We start from the raw sequence: 21556 nt of genomic DNA, 5'->3' as shown, positions 1-21556 counted from the left end.
AAATATAACTTTGCCTAAGTTCGTAGCCAAACTTTGCGTTCCTACCCTACAGGAAGATGAAACGCATAAGCGTTTAAACTTAAACCCTCAATTATCCACGAATTTACAAAACTGTGTACAAAGTTTCGTAATAAAATTCTTGTCTACTTTACCCTTCAAATTTACACATTTGTAACAAATTCTTTGGTCAAAGTAATAGACTTCAGTCACAGTAGTTTGAAAAGATTCTTGACCTTTATCTGGAAGGTGGCAATATGGCAAAAAATCAAATTTGTCTAGTAGAGTTAATCCAAATTTTTGCACAATACCGTAACAATATTATCGTCAATATCAAGCACTTACAAGAACATTATCAAAGAACAGGTGTTAAGCGTATTAGAGGTGTTAGAAACGAAAATGGAGAACTGTTGCAACCTTGGTTAACAACAGAATATATAGATAATGCTGAGTACGTTGACATGGGCGAGTTTAAGTTTAGCCGCAACACTGCTACTATCAATATGCTTGTAAAACGTAGAGTTAAACTTGCCAAATTTGAAGACCAAACTCCTACTATTGAAATAGCAGGCTTGTTAATAAATGACCTCAACACCTTTAATAATTACACGATTGTAAGTGACGGCAAAATCAATGTAAAGTCATTACAAGTCAAAATTAGCAGTAAGAAAGCCTTTGACTTACTCAAACAAAAAGGCATACTGGACGCAGAAGAATTTGACTTTCGGGCAGAATATACCATTCAGTTAGATAACTTGCCACTTGTAGCTGCTAATAGTCGTTACAACAGTATTGATGGACTATTCAATGAACTAGCAGAAATTAAAGTACTGAATAGTATTATTTCTGCTCACTTAAAAAAGGAATCAGATGTATTTATCGAGGCGCAGTTAGATGAGTTTAAAAAGCACTATCTGTCTAAAAATACTTACATCAACTTTCCGACAACCAATGAATATACTGACATCAGCGAAGCTTTAGCTAATGGTACTCTTGAATCAAAGTTGAGTTATAAAATCGATATTGGCAGTCAAGATATACTGAACCTAAGTAAGTTACCTTCTGCTAACAAGTTTCTCAATAGAATGTATCGTTTTTATGACAAAGAAACTGGAGAAATTATCATGAAACCAAGTTTTGAGATGGCATTTCATGAGAATATTGCTGTTAGGCATAGGTTACTTTCATCACGCACCAAGATTACAAAAGTTGACGAATTGATGAAACCAATTTTTGATGATTTTCTTGGGATTGAGCAAAATGGTATTGTTGGAGGTATTCTTCAGAAAGTTGGTGCTGATAGTTTAGCGCAGTTATTGCAGGATAAACATACTGGTAAGCAGATAAATAAAGAAGAAATGGTTGCAGCTTTAACAGTGGCAAATAAAAAGTTAGAACAATATGCAGAAAATATCTACCAATATAAAATATCTCCCTTGGTATTTTATATTGGTTCTACTGGACTATTGCCAGATCAAATGGAAGCCAAAGCCATGACTGCTGATGAAGCTGTTGCTAAATACCCAAATTTGCAATTTTCTAAAGATGAGCAAGAAGGTAGTTTTTTTGCAGTTGGTGATAGTATTATCACCATTTATACCAAGACTGAATATTACAGCAAAAATATGGCTAACCTAAATCATTTGTGATGCAAAAAATCCCCGACTTCTTTGAGAAGTCGGGGATCTATGGCTTATAATTATCACAAATAAAATAGGATTACTATATAAATAATCTATTTTTGCTTAAAAAGCTGCTGACTCTTCTCCAAGCAATGACTGTATAACTAAATCAGCAAAGCTAGCCAGTCCTATCCCAAATTCTGGAATTATGAATATAAGCATCATTGCAAAAAGTCCAAATTGGGTATATTGCAGTGGCTTTAGCTTAGGAAAAATTTCACTAAAAACATGAAATCCATCAAGTGGTGGAATTGGCAAAAGATTAAACAAAAATAATGTCAAATTAATCCGAGCTGCTAAGTAAAAAAAATCTTCACTTAAAAATTCTGAAAGACTTGGATTAGAAAGAAATTTCAGCACCATAATAAATAGAACACCTAAAGCCAGATTTGATAATGGCCTGGCTGCCGATACCAAAATATTGCCTAGCTTACCAGAGCGAAACTTAGATGGGTTGACAGGCATTTGTCCCCAAGCTATACCCATAAGACAGAGAAAGATAATTGATTCTTTGCCCATGTGAACTACAGGATTCAGCGTCAGATGACCAGTCTGCTGTGGAGTGTTATCTCCCTGACTCATCGCAGCCCAGCCGTGAGCAAGTTCATGCAAAGTGATGGAAAATATGACAATGGCAACGATTCTAAAAAAATGAATCGGCTCTGTGATGAGTGTTTCAATAAACATATATTCTGGCTCATGGTATGTTTGAAGCTGAAATCCGCGCTTTTGGAAGACACGCATGAAAAAGTTACCCAATTTCAAAACTACAAGCTTTGAAAATCGAGGTCGTAAATAAATTAGGTAAGTTACTTTTATACGGCTTCCAAGACTGGTTAAAAAATCTCTGGAGACACTGGTTGTTGAAAATGAAGGGAATCAGGTAGTTGAAATCAGCATAGGCGTAACCTTTAGTAAACATCACAAAGCAAGGTATCTGCTTAAAATCAGTTTTTCTTGCCACGATGATATAAGTTCTCATCTATACCGACTGCAATATATCGGAAAGCTGGCTAAGACAGCGCTTGTATCATAAATTACTATATTTCACTAGTGTAGTAATAAACCCGTTATATAAATGTTATTAAAATAACTACGTAAAAGCCTATAGTAATTATTCGTATATTTGGTAAAGAAGATTTAATCATTTTTATGCTCATAAATTGCTTTTATGAATTTAAATAGTCTTTTTTAGCATTTAATGGCATTTATATCATAGTTAAAAACACGTAATGCATATTAAATTTCTAGTATATAAAGCTATCGTATTATTAATCACTTATTAAATATTTCAGCTTCATTAACCAATCTTTGTTCATAACTGACCAGAGAGTAATTCTTAGTCATTTATTGCTTAGTGATATTTAATACCATTGCAATAAATATTATTTACTAAATAATTTAAAAATTAATACAGTCATTAGACAGGATATTAACGGCTTCTTGGTATTATTTTGATGCACTAACGCAATCATAATGAACAACAATGGATGAAGATCAGCGCCGTTCTTATTGGCGTGCTAATACTGCTTTAATTCGTAATCTTTTAATTGTCTGGGCATTGGTTTCCCTAGTTTTCAGTATTTTGTTGGTTCAACCTTTGAATGCAATACGGTTTTTTGGCGTACCCTTTGGCTTTTGGATGGCGCAACAAGGATCAATCCTAGTATTTGTGGCTTTGATTTTTATTTATGCCTTTCAAATGGACAAGCTAGACGCCAAATACAATATCAAGAAGTGAGGAAAAAGCGTGTCAGTTGAAATTTGGACTATTGTATTAGTTGGACTTTCCTTTGTCGTCTACATTTATATTGGTTGGCAATCACGAGTCGAAAATAGTAAAGACTTCTTTATAGCAGGTCAAGGAATACCCTCAATTGCTAATGGTGCAGCCACCGCCGCCGACTGGATGTCCGCAGCCTCATTTATTTCAATGGCGGGGCTAATTTCTTTTTTGGGTTACGACGGTTCTATTTATTTAATGGGGTGGACGGGAGGCTATGTACTACTGGCATTATTGCTAGCTCCCTACTTACGGAAATTTGGTAAGTATACAGTGCCAGATTTCGTAGGCGATCGCTACTACTCTAATATCGCCCGTTTGGTGGCAGTAGTTGCAGCTATTTTCGTCTCTCTCACCTATGTTGCTGGACAAATGCGGGGTGTGGGGATTGTTTTTAGCCGCTTCCTCCAAGTAGATATCAATACAGGTGTGATCATCGGTATGGTGATCGTGGGCTTTTTCTCTGTGTTAGGGGGGATGAAAGGCATTACCTGGACACAAGTAGCACAATACTGTGTGTTGATTTTTGCTTACCTGATTCCAGCGATCGCGATCGCCTGGTTTCTCACTGGTAATCCTATTCCCCAACTAGCATTTACCTTCAGTAATATTGGAGAAAAACTCAATCAAATTCAGGTTGACCTGGGGTTTAAGCAGTATACTGAGCCATTTGTGAACAAGTCGATGCTAGATGTGCTGTTCACTACCATTGCTTTGATGGTAGGCACGGCTGGCTTACCCCATATCATAGTTCGGTTTTACACAGTACCAAGCGTGCGTGCAGCTCGCTTTTCTGCTGGTTGGGCATTGCTATTTATTGCCATTCTTTATACAACCGCTCCAGCCTTGTCGATGTTTGCCCGCTACAACCTGATCGATTCCTTGCATAATCATACGGTTGCAGAAGTGCAACAGCTAGACTGGGCGACCAAGTGGGAAAAAACTAAACTGTTGGCTTTTGATGACATAAATAAGGATGGGCGTTTCCAGTTAACTCCAAATAAGGAGACTAATGAAATAAAGATCGACCCAGATATCATCGTGCTTTCCACCCCAGAGGTAGCTAAACTGCCTCCGTGGGTGATTGGCTTGGTAGCGGCTGGCGGTTTGGCTGCTGCTTTGTCTACAGCATCAGGTTTATTGCTGGTAATTTCCAGTTCCATCGCCCACGATATCTACTACCGGATCATAGATTCATCAGCCTCAGAACAAAAACGGGTGTTTGTCGGGCGGATCATGGTAGGTTTTTCCCTCGTTCTCGTCGGCTATTTTGGGGTGAATCCGCCAGGATTTGTGAGTCAGGTAGTGGCTTTTGCCTTTGGTTTAGCCGCCGCTAGTTTCTTTCCGGTGATTTTCTTGGGAATTTTCGACAAGCGCACCAATTCAGAAGGTGCGATCGCCGGTATGTTGACGGGTTTAATTTTTACGATTATCTACATTGTCGGCGTCAAGTTTGGCGGTATGCAACCTTGGTTTTTTGGGGTTTCTCCAGAAGGAATTGGTACTTTGGGGATGCTAATCAACTTTGCTGTCACCCTAGTAGTTTCGCGCCTAACACCACCTCCTCCAGCAGAAATTCAAGCGATGGTAGAAAACCTGCGCACCCCATTGATTGAAGAATAGAGCATTGGGCATGGGACATGGGGCATGGGGCATTGGGCATGGACAAGAGACAACGTAGACAAGGGAGAGACTTGTTCAATAATTCCCCCTTGTCTCCCCTGCCCCCATGCTCCCCTGCTCCTCAATCCCACTACTGCCCAAGTTCTTTGATGTTATTCATCACTTGTTGGTATAAATCGTTGTTACCTTGACTTTGAAAAATGTTTGCTGCTTGTTGTAAGTCCTTGAGCGCCCCCTGTTTGTCTCCATTGCTGGCGCGGGCATTTCCTCGGTTATTGTAGGCAGGAGCAAAGTTAGGATTTAGGCGAATGGCTTGATTGTAATCTGCGATCGCACCCTTGAAATCTCCATTGGCAGCACGGGCATTTCCTCGGTTATTATAGGCGATCGCATATTTGGGGTTAAGGAGAATCGCTTGATCGAGATCGTCTATTGCCCCTTTTTTGTCTCCATTGCTGGCGCGGGCATTTCCTCGGTTATTATAAGCTTCGGCATAGTTGGGATTCAGGCGAATTGCTTCACTGTAATCTTTAACTGCTTCTCTGTTGTTTCCCAGTGAGGCGCGGGCATTTCCTAAGTTATTGTGGGCTTCGGCGTCGTTAGGGTTGATGCGGAGTGCTTGATTGTAATCTGCGATCGCTTTTTCCTTGTCTCCCAAATCAAAGTAGGCTAGTCCCCGCGCGTTGTAGGCAGCGCCATATTGAGAATTTTGACTAATTGCCTTACCGTAAGAAGCGATCGCAGCTTGCAAGTCGCCGTTTAAATGCTGATTCTTTCCCTGAAGATAAAATTCCCCACCTCTGGATGTTGTAGCTGAACGACGGCTAGGTTGACTAACTCCTATTTCTGTCACCAATACATTGTCATTCTTACTACAAGAAACACTGCTAATTGCAGTCAATGTAGTAAAAATAGCTATGGTAAATAAAGTATTTACCCTGGTTCGCTTTTGCCCAAATAAACGCCGTCTCATAAGTTAATATCAACTGCCATAACACCAGAACGGAATTAGTACCAAAATCTAGATTTTAATTTTTTAACTCACTAACTATTCTAACTTCTGATAGGCCTTTAAATTTTATAGATTTATCAGAGAATAAAGGAGGAAATATTTATTAAATTTCAATACTTATTCTTCACAATAACTCTACCAATTCTGAAATTTGTAGCAACATGAACAATTTACTCATCCTCTGTTTCACTCTCTTGAGTTTTGGAAGTTAGTCGCCAAGAGGTGGTTTTGTCAATATCTACAGATAGTTGTTCCAGATTTTCCCCTAAATCCTTTTGGAGCTTCTGAGTTAGTGTGATTGGAAAATCTAAATTGATATCTTGAGTTTGTGCTAGTCTGGCTAATTCTGTAAATGCAGCTTTGATTGTAGTCCGTTCATAACTAGTCAGCTTATAATTAGAAGTTTCAGATACATTCTGAGCTTGCATAGCTTTTTTCATACGTTCTTGCAAATGCTCAAATTCTGAATTCAACGACTTCCATTGCTGTTCAAGTTCCGAGTATCTAGTACTTAGTGATATTAAGTCTTCCGTTGCAGGTTCGGGGTTGGCTTGGGCTTGTAAGCCTAACAAGTTTAGGTGAATTTGAGCAAGATAAATGCAGTCTAGGTAAGCATACTCTATCTGTTCTTCAGTCAAAGGGCGTTTTCCCCAATCGCTTGTTTGTTCTTGTTTATCGATATTATTAAAGCTACAAAGTGCTGTCGCTATTGTCTTGAGTTGGTAGTTGGGTAATGGTAAAAGATAGTAGGGAATTTTTTTGGCTATTTCCAAAGTGCAAGTAATATTTTTGGCTTTCTTGCTACCGAGAAATTTTAGATCGTAACTCGCGTTGTGAAAAACTTTTTCAATGGCAGAATTTATCATAATTTTATCAATAAATTCAGCTATAATATTAGACTGATCTAAGACATCTAAAAGATAGACGCGATCGCCGCTCATATCTTGAGGATTATCTAATACCTGAATCAGCGATAATCGGGGATTACGACTTTTATAGTCAGCGACTTCTGTATCTATCCACAGTGTTTTAGCATTTGTATATTCAGCAACAATGGCACGAATTTCGCTAGCTGAAGTAAGGTAGGGCATTGGCTAATATTTCCTAATATTTAAGGCATTGTAAGTAAGCCATAGTTTTATAAAGTAACATTTTGTTGGTAAGAATGCTTATACAGGATTGCAAAAAGGCTGAAGTTTGGAATTCGTTATAGACATCGCCAAATTGACTCAAATCTGATAACATCGAGTCACTACTGTGGAGTGGCGTAGTCTACCATCAAAACAGCTACTCAGCATCTACCTTAAAGTCATAGAGAGCCACAGACTGGGTGTAAAAGCATCCTGGTTAGCAGCCGTCAGAAAAATTGAATTGGCATTTCTCAAAACTAGGCGCAAAATCTTAGCTTCAAGAAATCGTCCAAATTTCAATTTTCAGCAACCTGAGCTATTGCTTAAGCACTTTTGCTACTTCACTTTTAATTGTTTTTTTAAATTTGCCCCTCACCATCACACACACCTCAATTAACTGCTTCAAGTACTCAATTCGGAGATAGATAATGAAAAAGCTAATTCTATTAGTAGTTAGTAGCATTTTGGTAGTTGGTACTTTTGGCTGCCAAGAGGCTCCTAAAACTGGTTCAGAAACTCCTAGTACAACTAATGAAGCTGCTCAAGCACCAGCAAAACCAGCTTCAGAGACAAATCAAACTGCCAAAGTTCCAGAAACACAAGCTACTCCTTTAGCAGCTAATACAGGTACGAAAGTTAAAACCGATGCTGAAAAAACGGCAGCAACAAAAGCTAAGAGCGATTTAAAAACTGAAGTTAGCGCAAAGTTGAATAAAGGCTTACCAGGCAACAAGTTACAAGTTGAAAACAAAGAGGGTGAAATTATCCTCAAAGGTACAGCCGCTTCTGTTGAAGAACTCAAGAAAGCTGAAACCTTAGCTAAAGAAGTTCAAGGTGTGAAGACAGTGAAGGTAGAAGCAAAAGTTGATACTGTTAAAAAGCCATAAAAGAATAACTGAAGCTTTGAGTTAATATCTTTGTCTCGTTCCCAGTCTCCGACTGGGAATGCCATCCTAGAGGCTCCGCTTCCCTTGCTGGCGCCAGAGCCGCTTTTGAATTGTATTTCCAGCCCAGAGGCTGGAAACGAGATTTGAAAATGCTTTCACGTTAAGTTGACACCAATGAGCATTGCTGTGTCCCTACCGCGTGGTTTATTTACCTGAAAATAGCTGTAAGGTACAAAAACCCCACCCCAATCCTCTAAGAGATGTTTGAAATTCTATATTTTCATCTTTCAACTTCCATTATTTGAACCTCGATAAATTCGCTCCATCTGCTCTGGAGAAAGTCGTCTCATTGGAAACCACTCAAATGGAGAAACAGACTGTTTCTCATAAGGTTGAACATCATCCTGCGGGTTTTGAGGGGAACGCACTACTACATTGGTATTTAGAACCTGACCCCTGAATGACTCATCTATTTCCGAATCTGCAAGCTGAGTTTGGGGCAAAACATAAGCGTGTTTCTGGGGATCGTATGCGAAAACTTCTCCTGTTTCAATGTGATAAATCCAAGCATAAATGCTGAGTTCCCCCTGATAAAGCTTAGAGTGAATCACTGGATATGTCCGCAAATTCTCAATTTGAGTAAGAACATTTTCGGCAATCATAATCTCTAGCAATTCTTCTTCATCGTAGTGACTGTAATGGTCTATAACTAGCCTTCGAGTTGCCTCTGCATATTTAAGCCAATCATGTACGAGCGGCATTTCATCGCTGAGATTATGTAACTTCATTAATCCTTTCATGGCACCGCAATGAGAGTGACCACAAATAATAATTTGGCGAATATCTAAAGCTTGAACAGCATATTCAATTGTCGCGCCTTCACCGCCATTACTTGCCCCATACGGTGGAATAATGTTACCTGCATTGCGAATGACAAACAATTCACCAACTTGGGCTTGTGTAATTAGATTTGGATCGAGACGCGAATCAGAACAGGTAATAAATAATACTCTGGGCTTTTGACCATGTGAAAGTTGCTCAAACAATTTTTGATGTGTCGAAAAATAGCTAGATTTAAATTCGCGCAGACCTTTAATTAATTTCTTCATTACTAAATTCTAGAAATTTTTGGGGGTTCAGAAACAAATCACAGACAACAGATTAGGGTAGTAAAGATGACTTTCTTTCTACGTTTTTTCAATTGTAAAGATTACTATATTATAAATTAATCTGGTGCTTTTAATACCCTCTACCATTGGGGTGAGTTGCTTTTTTCACTTCCTCCCCCTGTTACTTAGCAACTCACATTACTGTGTCAGAATGCCTTGATCCTATTTAAAATTTTTGAATTACAAGTAATTAGTCGGACATGATATTATCTGCTCTGGGAAAATTTGATGGTCAGTTTGCGGCATCAAATTTTTTGCCGTACACTTAGCGATCGCCTGCGGTAAGGGAACTCCAAGAAATAAATTATCCAATTTGGATATTTTTTGGAAGTCCCTAAGCCTTTTGGGTGAAGCTTGCAGACTCACTGCAACGCGTCTACTATAATTTCCAATTCTTCCCCTTACCCTCTTGCGAATTCTTAATTAGTTGATACACTTGTTCTTCATTAGCCCAGGGAACCAGCGCCTATGGTGCACATCAAGCGCGTGGAACTTACGAACTTCAAATCCTTCGGTGGCACTACTTCTGTCCCTTTGCTACCGGGGTGTACTGTCATATCTGGGCCAAATGGTTCGGGTAAATCGAATATTTTAGATGCGCTGCTATTTTGCCTGGGACTCTCCAGTTCTAAGGGAATGCGAGCCGATCGCCTACCAGATTTGGTAAACAACACCCAAACGTCTAAAGGACGCGCTTCTATTGAAGCTAGTGTCACTGTGACGTTTGATTTGTCAGATGAAATCTCACATAAAGACACAAAAGCGCAAAGGGAGGAAGTAGAGGAGGAAGGGGAGGCAGGGGAGGCGGAGGAAGAACCAAAATCCAAAATCCAAAATCCAAAATTGGGCGAGTGGAGTGTTACTAGAAGGCTGCGAGTCACTCACCAAGGGACTTACACCTCGAATTACTATATCAATGGTGAAGCTTGCACGCTGACACAGTTGCATGAAGAACTAAGTAACCTACGGGTTTATCCTGAAGGCTATAACGTCGTGCTGCAAGGGGATGTCACCAGCATTATCTCGATGAATGGGCGGGAACGACGGGAAATTATTGATGAATTAGCTGGGGTGGCGGCGTTCGATCGCAAAATTGTCCAAGCCAAATCAACTTTAGATGAAGTAAAGGAAAAGGAAGATAGCTGTCGGATTATTGAGACTGAATTAACTGCACAGCGCGATCGCCTTTCTCAAGATCGTGCTAAAGCTGAGAAATATCAAAAACTCCGCACGGAATTTCTGGCTAAACAATCTTGGGAAGCTGTTTTATCATGGCGTTCCTTGCAAACACAACAAGAAAAGTTAGTTCACGAAATTCAAACAGGTGATCGCAATTTTACCGAACTCACTACCCAACTCACCAACTTAAATTCCCAAATCGTTCAAAAAACTGCGGAACTCGAACAACTCAATGCCCACGTGAAAGCATTGGGAGAAGAGGAACTTTTGGCGGTACAATCTACCCTCGCCACCCAAGAAGCAGAACGTAAACAACTCCAGCGTCAGCTAACGGAATTACAAACAGCTTCCCAAGAAACCGCTAAACGTCTAACTCAGACTCAGCAAGAGATTCAAAAACATCGTCATTCCCTAGAAGAAATTGCCGAAACACACATTGTAGAGACACGATTCATCGCGTCTTCCCAACACCAAAGGAATGAAGCCCACCAAGCCTTAGAAACCTCCCGCGAAGCCGCCGCCGAAATCGCCTCGGCTTCGGAAGCGTGGGTGCAGCAACAAACAGCATTCAACCGTCAAATTGAAGCTTTACTGCACACCCTAGAACCGCAACGCACCGAACAAGCACAACTCAGGGAACGCAATAATCAGTTACAGCAGCTTATCCAAGAGCAAACCCAGTTAATTGAACGCGACGAACCCTTGTTAACAGAAAAACAAACTCAGTGTAGTGGAGTTGAAACGGAATTTAACGCCTCTAGCGAACCCATCCAAAATTTAGCTCAAAATCTCTCAGCCACAGAACAAGAACTGCAAATTCAACAGGAAACTCAAAAACGGTTACTGTCTGAACAACGCGAAAAACAACGCCAGTTGGATAAAATCGAGGCGCAAGCCCAAGCACAGCAAGAAGTCCAAGGAACCCAAGCGAGTAAAGTCATTTTACAATCGGGCATACCTGGACTTTGTGGCTTAGTTGTGCAGTTAGGAAAAGTGGAACCCCGCCATCAACTAGCCTTGGAAATGGCTGCTGGGGGGCGCTTGGGACATATTGTGGTGGAAGATGACAGCATCGCCGCAGCGGGTATTGAACTTCTCAAACAGAAACGTGCAGGGAGGGCGACTTTTTTACCGCTGAATAAAATTCACGCTCCCAAATTTACTCAAGATGCAACGCTACGTTTCGCTAGCGGCTTCGTTAATTATGCTGTGAACTTAGTCGATTGCGATCGCCGTTACAAAGATGTATTTAGCTATGTTTTCGGCAACACTGTCGTATTTTCCAGCTTGGAGGCGGCGCGGAAAAATTTAGGACTGTATCGCATCGTCACCTTAGACGGGGAACTCTTAGAAACCAGTGGTGCAATGACTGGTGGTAGTAACAGCAATCGTTCAGCGTTACGGTTTGGTAACGCTGAAGCGGCGGAATCTGATGAAGCGATCGCTTTAAAAACTCGCCTAGTGGATATTGAGCGGGTTTTAGAGCGTTGTACTGAAGCGATCGCTACTTTGTCAGCCAAAACCAAAAAACTCACTCAGGAACTCACCGAAGCGCGTCAGGCGCGGCGCGAACAGCAGTTGCAATTGGAGCAGTTGCAGAAAGACATTAAGAGTTTAACAGCGCAATTAGAGGGGACGCGATCGCAACTCGCCCAAAACAGCGAAAAGTTAGCCACTGCTCAATCTCGATTAGAAATTTTAGAGCGGGAATTACCTGGGCAAGAAAATGAATTGCAACAATTGCGACACGCCTTAGCCGAGTTAGAAGCATCCCAAACCCCCAGTGAATGGCAACAAATCCAGGCAACCATTAAAATCCAAGAGCAACAATTGCAACAACGGGAGACAGCATTACGAGAAGCCGAACAAAGATTAAAAAATTTAGAAAATCAGCAACAACGTTTGCAAGAAAAAATCCAAGAAGCAGAAACGCGAATCACCGAATACGAAACCCAACAAATCTCTTGTAGAGACGCGATTCATCGCGTCTCCACACAAATCACAACGATAGACGACCAAATCAGCCAAACCCGTTTATCGTTGAGTCAAATGGAGCAAAATTTGGGCGAAGAGAAACAAAAACGCGACGCTACAGAACTAGAAGTGCGATCGCACCTTTTACGTCAACAACAATTGGAATGGGAAATCCAAAAACTCCAAGAAACCCAAGAGAAACGGCGCGAGGAACTAATTGCACTGCAAACTCAATTGCGGGATGTGGGAGCAGAATTACCAAATCCCTTGCCAGAAGTTCCAGATCAGGTAGATTTAGAAGAATTGCAGAAAGAATTGCGATCGCTTACCAAACGCTTACAGGCAATGGAACCTGTAAATATGCTGGCGTTGGAAGAATACGAACGCACTCAAAACCGTCTCCAAGAACTCACGCAAAAATTAGAGACACTAGAAGGGGAACGCACCGAACTACTTTTACGGATTGAAAACTTTACCACATTGCGGCAACTTGCCTTTAAAGAAGCTTTCGATGCTGTCAACGAAAACTTTCAATCAATTTTTGCTATTCTTTCCGACGGCGACGGCTTCTTGCAACTAGAAAATCCTGAAGATCCCTTTAGCAGTGGATTGAATTTAGTCGCGCACCCCAAAGGCAAACCCGTACAGCGCCTAGCTTCCATGTCTGGGGGAGAAAAATCACTCACAGCCTTGAGCTTTATCTTTGCCCTGCAACGCTACCGTCCATCGCCATTTTACGCCTTTGACGAAGTAGATATGTTCCTAGATGGAGCAAACGTAGAGCGATTAGCTAGAATGATTAAACAACAGTCACAACAAGCGCAATTTATAGTTGTTAGTTTGCGTCGTCCGATGATAGAATCAGCCGAACGCACAATTGGCGTTACTCAAGCACGAGGAGCTTACACTCAAGTTTTGGGGATTAAGTTACAATCATCCAATACATCTGCTTGAGTTTTTGTTAATAATAGTGTATAGATAAACCACGTAATGTGTGACTTTCTCTCAAACCTAACCCCGAACCCCTTGCCTACCAGGGAAAGAGAGCAAAAATCAAAGCCTCTCGTTCACTGGGATAGAGGAATGGAAGTGGGGTTGCAAGAAGAAGTTGCACGTCGCGTTAAACCGGATTCGAGATCAGGACTCGGTATAGAATGACCTCCGAACAGATAATTAGGCGTTCCGACATATTAAATACCCAGGTGATTACCCGCGACAACGGCAAGCGGCTAGGCATTATCAGTCAAGTCTGGGTTGATATCGATCAAAGAGAGGTTGTGGCTCTTGGTTTGCGAGACAGCCTGATCTCCATTTCGGGCATACCGCGCTATATGTACCTCAACAACATCAGCCAGATTGGTGATGTCATCCTGGTTGATAACGAAGATGTCATTGAAGATATCGAAGTTGAATCTCTCAGTAATTTGATTAACTGGGAAGTAATTACAGAAACAGGTGAAGTCTTAGGCAAAGTTCGGGGCTTCAAGTTCAACGGCGAAACCGGGAAGCTTGAATCTATAGTCATTGCTTCTTTAGGATTGCCCCAAATTCCCGATCAATTTCTGAGTACTTACGAGTTCTCAGTAGATGAAATTGTCAGCACTGGCCCCAATCGGTTGATTGTGTTTGAGGGAGCTGAAGAACGAGTAAACCAGTTGACAGTTGGTTTACTAGAGCGCCTGGGTATCGGCAAAGCACCGTGGGAGCGAGATATAGAAGAAGAATACGGTGGCTATGCTCCACCGCGCCAAGTTGCACCAGGTAATCAACTACCGAGTGGAGTGCCATTACAGCCACCCAGGCAAAAAGTTCGCGCCCCCGAACCCGTAGCGCGGGAAGAAGAATGGAATGAAGACTATGTAGAAGAGGAAAAGCCACAGCGTCAGGTAATGAAGGCGCGGCAGTATGAATCTATTCAATACGAAGAAGACGAGGAAGAAGATAACTGGAGCGAGGCAACAGGCAACGACAGGTATCAACAACCGCAGCCGCTAAAGTATGAAGCCCAACCCTATAGCAAGCCATACGTTGACGAATACGATGATTATGACGACGTAGACGGCGATGCTTGGGAAGATGCACCGAAGCCTGTGAATATTCCTAAGAAAGTTAAGGAAAGACAGCCAGAATACGAAGAAGAAGGCGGATATTAATTCGTAATTCGTAATGACGCTCTCTACGAGACGCTGCGCGTAGCTTGCTTCCCTGTAAGGGTACGTGGACTCGTTACCACTGCGCTAACGTAATTCGTAATTCAATTGGAAAATTAGGAAGTATTTTAAGATTAATTCAGCCTTTTCCTTACTTAACAAGGAGAGGGCTAATTTTTTAGATGTTTCTGATTTTAGTGAGGTTCGAGCCAGTTTTCTACTTTTAAATTAGGAACACGGGAAAATTCACGCATATTGGCGGTAACGAGAGTTAGATCAAGGGTTAAAGAATGGGCAGCAATTAATAAGTCGTTAGCTCCAATCGGTTTACCTTGTTGTTCTAAATAAGTGCGGATTTCTCCATAATATTGCTCTACAGGATGAGTTAGGGGTAGTATTTCAATACTATCCAAAATTATTTCAAGTTTTTCTATGAGCTTTTGGGAGTTCTTATTTTTAGCTCCAAATTTTGATTCACAAGCTACTATAATACTTGTACAAATTTTGTCTTCTCCGACATCTTGAATTTTTGAAAATACCACTCCTCTGGGGTTTTTAATTAGTTCGGAAATGATGTTTGTATCTAACAAGTATAAATAGCTCATTTTGAAAACTCAATATCATCTAATGGTAATAATCCTTCGTCCACATCGGCAAAGTCTTCGTCCAGTGGTTCAAGGGTGGAAAGGGTTTCCAGGAGGGATTTTTTCTTGATGGGGGAAATGATGGCGAAGGGGATACCGTTTTGGGTAATAGTGAGGGGTTCGCCTGTTTTTTGGGCTTGATTGAGTAGGGTTTGGATGATTTCGGGGAGATCGGAAAGGGTGATTTGTGTCATGGTGGGTTCTGGGGTTAGGGATGGGGACTTGACGCACATCTATTTTACTTGTGACGGCGTTAGTGATGAGGGCGGTGCGATATTCAAAACAAGATTAAATCCAGGATTCCACACCCAGAACTGTCACACCGCAATTAAATGGATCTATCTAGTACTCTGTCAAATTCATTTTGAGGGGCTGCTAGATCCCCGACTTCTTAAAGAAGTCGGGGATCTGAACACCACTAACCTCTCAAAACTTTTGGGAGGTTAGAGAGACGCGATAAATCGCCGTCTCTACAAGGAATTTATCCGTCAATTAGTTCTTGACAGCCTACTAGTACTTATGAACTAATTAACTCTAGGATCAACGCTAAAACAGTTTGTAACTAATTAGTTAAGTGTTCAGAAACTCACTAAAAACTGCTAGCGTCAAACAAAGTAAAATATCGCTGTGGACTTTCGAGCTTGAAAACCCGTTCTAATTACTGGCAACTGCTGCCTTATATCCGACTCCAGTGGCAAACCATCGCCAGGGGACTGATTGGTATCTTGGGATACGTGCTGGCGACTTTAGTATTAATTAATCTCGCCGGGAAATTGGCAACTCCCTTTGCCCAAGGTAATGTAGTAGCGATCGCTCAAATAACTGGTAGCTGTGCTTTAATATTTCTTGTCAGAGGCTTGTTTCAGTCTATACAAGATATGTACATGGCGAAAGCTGCTTTAAGAGTTGCTTTTCATCTCCGTCAGCAAGTCTACGCACATCTGCAAAAGCTAAATCTCAGCTATTTTGAAACAGCAAAAGCTGGTGATTTATCTTACCGCCTCACAGAAGATGTTGACCGCGTTGGCGAAGTGGTAAATAAAGTATTTCACGACTTTATCCCCTGTATTTTGCAGCTGTTGGCAATTCCGATTTACATGATTTATCTGAATTGGCAACTGACATTAGCAACAATCATAATTGCGCCGCTGATGGGTATTTTAGTTGGCTGGTTTGGTGAACGTTTACGCAAGTATTCTTTAAAAAGTCAAAATCGCGTGTCGGGTTTATCAGCCATTCTCGCGGAAGTTTTCAACGGGATTCGTTTGGTACAGGCTTTTGCTGCCGAAAATTACGAAATCGCCCGCTTTGGACATGAAGCAGAACGCAGTCTCAAAGCAAAATACTCAACCGAACGCCTGAAAGCAATTCAGATTCCCATCATCGGATTTCTCGAAGCCTTAAGTGCGTTAGCGTTACTGATTGTGGGAGCGTGGCAAATTTCCCAAGGTAACTTAACAGTAGCGAATTTTTTCAGTTATCTGGCGGCGGCGGCGCTATTAATCGATCCCATTGGTCACACTACTAACAACTACAACGAATTTAAACAGGGTGAAGCATCTGTTGACCGCGTTTTTGAATTGATGGCAATTCAGCCGACGGTAATTGAAAAGACAAATGCGATCGCTCTGGCTCCAGTCAATGGCAAGGTAGAATATCGTCATATTTCCTTCGCCTATAAACCAGGTGAACCTGTCTTAAAAGATATCAGTTTATTAGTATCGCCAGGTGAAGCGATCGCGCTTGTGGGTGCTTCTGGTGCTGGTAAAACCACATTTGTGAATCTCTTACCCCGTTTTTACGACCCCGAAGTTGGTCAAATATTCATTGACGATGTTGATATTCGGGATGTGAAGTTGCATAGTCTGCGGCGACAAATTGGGATTGTTCCTCAAGAAACCATTATGTTTTCGGGGACGATTGCTCAAAATATCGCTTTTGGACAATATATTTTTGACATAAAAGCAGTTAAAGAGGCAGCGAAAATTGCTAACGCCCATCAGTTTATTAGCCAACTACCAGAAGGTTATAAGACTTGGGTAGGCGAACGTGGGGTAAACTTATCAGGGGGACAAAGACAAAGAATAGCGATCGCTCGTGCTGTTCTCCTCAATCCCCAAATATTGATTCTTGATGAAGCGACATCAGCCTTAGATTCTGAGTCAGAAGCACTGGTACAGGAAGCGCTGGAAAGATTGATGGAAAAACGGACAGTGTTTATTATTGCTCACCGTTTATCGACAGTTAGAAGGTGCGATCGTATTTTAGTTCTCGAACAGGGGCAAATTGTCGAATCGGGAACCCATGAAGAATTATTAGCTCTAGAGTGTCGCTATGCGCGGTTTTATGCCCAACAGTTTAGTTAGGAGTGGGGAAGCTAACTTTGCGGGTACTCCTTCTCCCTTGGCGTTAGCCTCTCCCTTTGGGAGAAGGGGAGACGCTAGCGTGAAAAGAAAACTCTTAGAATAGCCCCTTTGCGTCTATGCGGTTCTTTAAAAAAATTCATTTTGGATTCTGACTCTTGAATTCTGACCCTTTAGGGATTTAGCATAGTTTTTGCAAAAATAATTTCGTTCACAATATCCATGACATCATTGACCACATCTTCTGCTGTTGATTCATCATTGATATATTGATTAAGTGATTTAAATTTTTCCTGGGAGATATTTCCCATTAATTTAGTATCCCAATTTGTCAGCATTTCATCAAACACTTTTTTGGCATCGCCATTAGTGCATACAATAGGAATCACCGGAATTTTTTCTTGTTTAGCATATACATAAGTATCATAAGTTCCGCCAACACCTCCCAGAAGAATAACCAAATCTGAATGTCGTAAACAATCAAGCCATTCATTAATACCTGACTCGGTGTATTCGATTTTTCCACCCTTAAATACAGGTTGTTTTCCTCGTGGAACAACGTGTGTTAACTTATCGGTTAGGCGGATATTTTGTTGCGTGATTTTTTCGGCAAACTTATCAGCTACAACATAATCTACTCCCTGCCATCCACCTGTGATCAGGTTATAGTTATATTCGGCTATTTTCTCCCCAAGCTTTTGAGCGCACCAATTGATTTCATTAGGAATATTAAAGTCTCCTGTTCCTGCGACCAAAATGCTCTTTTTGCTTCTGAGTTGAACTGCATCATTTCTAATAGTATCAGTAAGTTGATTGATAAATGCATTAAAGTTATGAGATGGATCGATGCTTAATTTATCCGAGATAAAAAACATGAATTCATCAATTTTTTGGGAAATCTCTCTAATTTTTTCAGCAACATCATGCATTGCTGAATCTTCATGAGAAGTTCGTTCTGAACCGATGAGTTGTTTTAGTTTTTCTTTCTGTTGCTTCCAGTATTTTATGTACTCGCTCTTACCTTCTTTGGTATATACATTGGCATCCTGTAAAACAACTGGAAAAACTTTTTGATCATAACCCTTGTGTTTAATGATTTTAACAGCTTCAAACATACAGTATTCCGATCGCAAATATTTGTCGCTGACTACAACAATCACATAGTTACCACGCCCGATTTCCTCCATGAAATTCTGTATACTTTTGCCTAGTGTTAAATAGTTGCGATCGCGAATTAAGTTATAACGTTCAGAAATAAGCGCTGCACAAATTTTATCGACTAATTCTTCACGTTGACTACCCAATTCACTCTTGTTGTCTTTCCATGCATACGATATATATATTTCATTCATTTTTTTAGATGCTATATAGCGCTTCTCGAATGGAAGCAATACATTTTGACCTCTCTCCTTTTAGGAGTTGCTGAATAAAATTTTACTTTTATCTTGGAAAAGAGACCTACGTATTTTCTCGCAATTCAATTCAGATTTTTGTATTTATACAATTCAGCATTATTTTTAGAGACGTTGCATTACAACGTCTCTTATTAAATTATTAGTCGTGTCAATTACGGCAGATATGATATTAATCAGTCTACCGCAATGAAAAAATAGCTTTGATTGTACTATTTTTTAGACTGAATTTGCTGTATCAACTCATAAAAAGGCTGCCAATTATCTTCTTGGGCAATTGCTTCCCAAGTAGCTTCAATCACAGGTCTTAATAATACCGTTTTGGGATTATTAACAGCTAGAGTTTGGGAAATTATATTGGTGCGATCGCTATCAAAATCGTTCAAAATTTGATGGTATAGTATGCACCAATCATCAAATATTCCCGATGCACCGGGTACTGGCACAATATCGGAATTATTCATCACAAAACCTGGTTCATCTCGCCATTTCGATGAAAAAGTACGAGCCATCTCATAAAAAAACTGGTGATAACCAACTTGGCTATCTTTTAAAAATTCAACTGTTAGATTCAACAGTTCCGCAGCTTGTGGATGGGACAACTCCGAAAAACCTAACTTTTTCAACATCAAAGAACTGTATTCAGCTTGATAATGCTCATCAAACATTTCTAATCTAGCTTCCATTTCGCCCTTATCAATAATCGCCTTTAAAGGTTCTTGGAGCATTTGTAAATTCAACTTGCAAATACTTGGTTGATTACCGTAACAGTAGCGCCCATAATAGTCAAAATACGCAGCTATAAAGGATGGGTTATAACTCGGAATAAATGCGTAAGGCCCATAGTCAAAACTCTCTCCAGTAATCGACATATTGTCAGTATTCAGGACTGCATGACAAAAGCCAGCCGCCATCCATTGTGCTACTAGTTCTGCGACCCGTTTAACTAATTCGGCGTAAAACAGGATATATTTATCTTCTTCAGCATTTAAGTGTCGATAATACTGCTCAATTACGTGGTCTAACAGCTTCTTAGTTAAATCTGGACGCTGGAAATAGTGCAGTCGCTCAAAAGTGCCAAAGCGAATATGAGAACTGCTCATTCTAATCATCACAGATGAACGGGTAGGCGAAGGTTCATCGCCCCGCCAGAGTGGTAAACCTGTTTCAATCATGCTCAGACAGCGCGAAGTACGTACACCCAAGTAATGCAGCGCTTCCGCAGCCAGAACTTCCCGCACCCCACCTTTGAGCGTGAGCATACCATCGCCACCACGGGAGTAGGGCGTTCTCCCAGAACCTTTAGTGCCAAAATCGTATAATTCGCCATCATTGGCGCGTACTTGTCCGTAGAGAAAGCCTCTACCATCACCCAACTGTCCGTTATATTCACCAAATTGATAGCCGTGATAACGCAGTGCTAACAACGGTTTGCGCCCCTGAAATTGACCAAAGGCTGCGATGAAATCTTCGTCTTTGACTACTTGGGGGTCTAGACCGAAACGGGGTAATAGTTCATCGTTACGCCAACGCAGGAGGTGTTGAGGAAATTCTGCCGCCGCAACCTCATCGTAGTAGTCGCCTCCTAGAGATTCTAAGGCGGTTTCGTAGTTGAGGGTGAGAAAAGGATTGCTAGAATTCTTGTCGTTTGGAGTTTCAGCCAGAGTCATTACGAGCAAAGCTAATTCATTCTTCCTTTAATACTACCTCTGGCTTCAGCATCATCAGCATAGACGTAAAAAGCGACCCATATCTCAAATATGGCAGCATCGCTATCAAAATCTGCCAGACGCACAAAATACCCAACTGAATTCTGGCTCACCTCGACTGCGCTCGGCGACCACCTGACTCCTGAATTCTGTTTTGATAAAGCTTTGCAAATAAAAAAATAAGACTGGCTCAACCGAAGTTTGGATAAAATCCGCCAGTCTCCCGAAACTTAATCTTAATTAAATAAAACTGATTTTTTATTTTTTAATTGGTTCTGATGGTGGTGCAGCAATTCCTACTGGCTTTGATGTTGTTTGTGATACCTGTGAAGCTAGAATTTTTTTCACTTGCAGGTTATAAGCTTGCAAAATTGATTGAACCTGTTTCTGTTGATCTTGATTCAGATCCAAAGATGTTAGCACTTTTCTGATTCTCTGACGCGATTGCAGTGCTGCCTTAAATTTAGTATCTTGGGACGGGTTTAATAGAGCCTCAATATCTTTATCTCTTTGCTGGCGAGCAATTTGGATTTGTAGCCGCTGTTGCTGTGTGAGTTTGATTGGCTGGTGTGATGCAGCACTAGTCTGAGTTTTTAAGGCTGGTGTGGTGGTAGAATTTGGGCCTGGTGCTGCCAAAACAACTCCGTTTAAGATGGTAGCAAAAGCGAAGATAGTCGAAAATACAGATAAGCACTTTCTAGAATTAATGAGCATTTAAAAAAACTCCTCAACTATTTAATAAAATTCGACACATCGGCTAAAGCTAACCTTAATCACTAAGCATTGTAGTGAACAAATATTACTATTGCATTTGCTTGTGGAGTTGTTGTGTATTTATTATG

Annotated in this window: 17 protein-coding genes; 7 read left to right on the top strand and 10 right to left on the bottom strand. The window is 40.8% G+C overall.

Annotated elements, in window-relative coordinates:
* The first annotated feature begins 254 nt into the window (after positions 1-254).
* Positions 255-1646 (top strand): hypothetical protein, encoded by a 1392-nt coding sequence (locus tag QUD05_RS03370; RefSeq protein WP_289794862.1) that lies wholly within the window; start codon positions 255-257, stop codon positions 1644-1646.
* A gap of 96 nt (positions 1647-1742) precedes the next feature.
* Here QUD05_RS03370 and QUD05_RS03365 read toward each other — a convergent pair whose 3' ends face one another.
* A complete protein-coding gene (locus QUD05_RS03365; protein WP_289799869.1) occupies positions 1743-2366 on the bottom strand; it encodes a site-2 protease family protein in 624 nt (207 codons plus the stop codon).
* 799 nt (positions 2367-3165) lie between these two features.
* On the opposite strand from QUD05_RS03365, the gene QUD05_RS03360 reads away from it, so the two are divergent.
* Together QUD05_RS03360 and QUD05_RS03355 are read left to right on the top strand one after the other, a co-directional pair.
* A complete protein-coding gene (locus tag QUD05_RS03360; protein ID WP_289794861.1) occupies positions 3166-3420 on the top strand; it encodes a DUF4212 domain-containing protein in 255 nt (84 codons plus the stop codon).
* A gap of 9 nt (positions 3421-3429) precedes the next feature.
* Positions 3430-5085, top strand: a complete 1656-nt coding sequence (locus QUD05_RS03355) for a sodium:solute symporter family protein (protein WP_289794860.1) — start codon at positions 3430-3432, stop codon at positions 5083-5085.
* A gap of 130 nt (positions 5086-5215) precedes the next feature.
* On the opposite strand, the gene QUD05_RS03350 is transcribed toward QUD05_RS03355, so the two are convergent.
* Together QUD05_RS03350 and QUD05_RS03345 are read right to left on the bottom strand one after the other, a co-directional pair.
* A complete protein-coding gene (locus QUD05_RS03350; RefSeq protein WP_289794859.1) occupies positions 5216-6058 on the bottom strand; it encodes a tetratricopeptide repeat protein in 843 nt (280 codons plus the stop codon).
* Between the two features lie 209 nt (positions 6059-6267).
* Positions 6268-7188, bottom strand: a complete 921-nt coding sequence (locus QUD05_RS03345) for a ribonuclease D (RefSeq protein WP_289794858.1) — start codon at positions 7186-7188, stop codon at positions 6268-6270.
* 467 nt (positions 7189-7655) lie between these two features.
* On the opposite strand from QUD05_RS03345, the gene QUD05_RS03340 reads away from it, so the two are divergent.
* Entirely contained in the window at positions 7656-8114 is a 459-nt protein-coding gene (locus tag QUD05_RS03340) for a BON domain-containing protein (RefSeq protein WP_289794857.1), read from the top strand.
* Positions 8115-8401: 287 nt separating this feature from the next.
* On the opposite strand, the gene QUD05_RS03335 is transcribed toward QUD05_RS03340, so the two are convergent.
* Positions 8402-9223, bottom strand: coding sequence for a carbonic anhydrase (locus tag QUD05_RS03335; protein ID WP_289794856.1), 822 nt, complete (start codon positions 9221-9223; stop codon positions 8402-8404).
* A gap of 528 nt (positions 9224-9751) precedes the next feature.
* Here QUD05_RS03335 and smc point away from each other — a divergent pair.
* Both smc and QUD05_RS03325 read left to right on the top strand, forming a co-directional pair.
* On the top strand, positions 9752-13390 hold the full coding sequence (smc, locus tag QUD05_RS03330; protein ID WP_289794855.1) for a chromosome segregation protein SMC: 3639 nt from the start codon (positions 9752-9754) through the stop codon (positions 13388-13390).
* Between the two features lie 200 nt (positions 13391-13590).
* Positions 13591-14589 (top strand): PRC-barrel domain-containing protein, encoded by a 999-nt coding sequence (locus QUD05_RS03325; protein ID WP_289794854.1) that lies wholly within the window; start codon positions 13591-13593, stop codon positions 14587-14589.
* A gap of 191 nt (positions 14590-14780) precedes the next feature.
* Here the strand turns inward: QUD05_RS03325 and QUD05_RS03320 are convergent, their stop codons facing one another.
* Both QUD05_RS03320 and QUD05_RS03315 read right to left on the bottom strand, forming a co-directional pair.
* A complete protein-coding gene (locus QUD05_RS03320) occupies positions 14781-15191 on the bottom strand; it encodes a type II toxin-antitoxin system VapC family toxin (RefSeq protein ID WP_289794853.1) in 411 nt (136 codons plus the stop codon).
* Positions 15188-15424: a type II toxin-antitoxin system Phd/YefM family antitoxin gene (locus tag QUD05_RS03315; RefSeq protein ID WP_289794852.1), complete on the bottom strand. Its 237-nt coding sequence runs from the start codon at positions 15422-15424 to the stop codon at positions 15188-15190. The genes QUD05_RS03320 and QUD05_RS03315 overlap by 4 nt, the downstream gene beginning before the upstream one ends.
* Before the next feature lie 447 nt (positions 15425-15871).
* On the opposite strand from QUD05_RS03315, the gene QUD05_RS03310 reads away from it, so the two are divergent.
* A complete protein-coding gene (locus tag QUD05_RS03310; RefSeq protein WP_289794851.1) occupies positions 15872-17596 on the top strand; it encodes an ABC transporter ATP-binding protein in 1725 nt (574 codons plus the stop codon).
* A gap of 170 nt (positions 17597-17766) precedes the next feature.
* On the opposite strand, the gene QUD05_RS03305 is transcribed toward QUD05_RS03310, so the two are convergent.
* From QUD05_RS03305 to QUD05_RS03290, 4 genes are all read right to left on the bottom strand, one after another.
* Positions 17767-18945 (bottom strand): toll/interleukin-1 receptor domain-containing protein, encoded by a 1179-nt coding sequence (locus QUD05_RS03305; protein WP_289794850.1) that lies wholly within the window; start codon positions 18943-18945, stop codon positions 17767-17769.
* A 272-nt stretch (positions 18946-19217) separates the two neighbouring features.
* Positions 19218-20675, bottom strand: coding sequence for a protein adenylyltransferase SelO (locus QUD05_RS03300; RefSeq protein ID WP_289794849.1), 1458 nt, complete (start codon positions 20673-20675; stop codon positions 19218-19220).
* Between the two features lie 11 nt (positions 20676-20686).
* The gene (locus QUD05_RS03295) at positions 20687-20827 is read right to left on the bottom strand and encodes a hypothetical protein (protein ID WP_289794848.1); all 141 of its coding nucleotides are present in this window, start codon (positions 20825-20827) and stop codon (positions 20687-20689) included.
* Positions 20828-20972: 145 nt separating this feature from the next.
* Positions 20973-21428: a hypothetical protein gene (locus QUD05_RS03290; RefSeq protein WP_289794847.1), complete on the bottom strand. Its 456-nt coding sequence runs from the start codon at positions 21426-21428 to the stop codon at positions 20973-20975.
* Positions 21429-21556 lie beyond the last annotated feature (128 nt).

This window comes from Nostoc sp. GT001 (assembly GCF_030382115.1).
Taxonomy (GTDB): Bacteria; Cyanobacteriota; Cyanobacteriia; order Cyanobacteriales; family Nostocaceae; genus Nostoc.
Note: the sequence above shows the minus strand (reverse complement) of the source record. Positions and strands in the feature narration are given on the sequence as shown.